A 1,349-nucleotide genomic window follows, 5' to 3' on the forward strand; every position below is an offset into this window, starting at 1 on the left:
GCTCTAGAGCGGGACGCCCATCGTTTAGGGACGATTTCCAAACAGCAGTTCGGTGTACCTCTTGTTCACGGCTGCGCTACGTTGGCCATCGGCGCCGTAGTACCGATCCTCGCGGCACAGGCGCTCCTTGATGTCGCAGAACACGCCGTTGGCGAAGGTGAACTCGGTCCGGTCGAAGTCACCCTGTGAGGCTAGCCTGGTCGCCGCCTTCTTGCCGAGGTACTTTTGGGTGAGCTCGCGAGAAATGCCCTTGTCGTTCGCGCACACGTAGCGGTCGCAGAGCACGTGCGGCGCCGGCGATCGCAGCGCGGCCTGCTTTGCGGCATGGGCGGGGACAGCGGATGCGGCGACCAGTAGCGCCAGAGACAACGAAAAGTGGCATGAAGTTTTCATGGGCGTGGATTGTGGCTTGTCTGCGAATGGCGCCGGAATCCACCGCAGAGGGAATCTCAAAGGTGAGTGCAGAACTCACCCGGAAACTCAACTTGTGCTGACCAGTGAGTTCATCGCGTTCGAGCCAATTTCGGAGCCGCTCCCCGAAAACTCTCGCAACTTCGCGGTCGACAGCGCCACCTGATTCTGTCTCGAAGGCTGAGCGCCCGGAACTCTTCGGTGAGGTAGCCCGGTCGCCTATGGCCCCCGGGGGCTCGCAATTCACTCGAGGTAGTCGAGAAACATCGGAGTGACCTGCTGCAGAAACGAGACCTCCTGCACGTCGATGCTGCGAGGCTCCAGATCGAAATGGATGAACGTGCCATAGGGCGTCCCGGAATCGCGTGTCAGCAGCCGCCCGTAGTACGACTCGACAAGGCCGACATAAGGGCGGTAGCTCATCAAGGACTTGTCTTTGGAAACATGGCTGGTCGTGAATTCGCCCTGCTCGATCGCGTGTTGGCAAAAGCTCTTGTCCAGGGGAACTGCTTTCAGCCATGTGCGGTATTCGGAGAAGCGATCGAAGACGTGCTCTGCGCGCAACGCACCACCGTTCAACTTGTAGATGGCCGTGTATCGATACTGCGTCCGGTCATTGAGAAGCGCCAACGCACGACGAATTCCGTGGGTGGAAAGAACACCACGAACCGCGGCTGTCTGCGCGGCGAAGTCAATCTCGGACATTGGGGATAAAAGTTAGGTGAAGTGCTCAGCACTTGGCAGTTTAGACGGTACATCCGCGAGAGCGAATGGCTGAAACGATGAATCTGATTGGCACGAAATCATCACGCGGATCTCAGTGCAGGGAGCGCTCGGCATCCGAGGTGGGCTACTAGGCAAGAACCGCTGCGCCATAGGCGCTGCTCCAGGTCGATGTGACTCCCTCTCAAGTAGCTCTCTTTCATGGGGTCCGGCGC

At 59.0% G+C, this 1,349-nt stretch carries 2 protein-coding genes; both read right to left on the minus strand.

From position 1 onward, the window contains the following. Positions 1–24: 24 nt before the first annotated feature. Positions 25–393, minus strand: coding sequence for a YcgJ family protein (locus tag AC1DY5_RS55880; RefSeq protein ID WP_478122744.1), 369 nt, complete (start codon positions 391–393; stop codon positions 25–27). A gap of 261 nt (positions 394–654) precedes the next feature. After that, positions 655–1,116, minus strand: a complete 462-nt coding sequence (locus tag AC1DY5_RS55885; protein ID WP_478122745.1) for a hypothetical protein — start codon at positions 1,114–1,116, stop codon at positions 655–657. Positions 1,117–1,349 lie beyond the last annotated feature (233 nt).

The organism is Variovorax sp. P4_D9 (assembly GCF_056401695.1).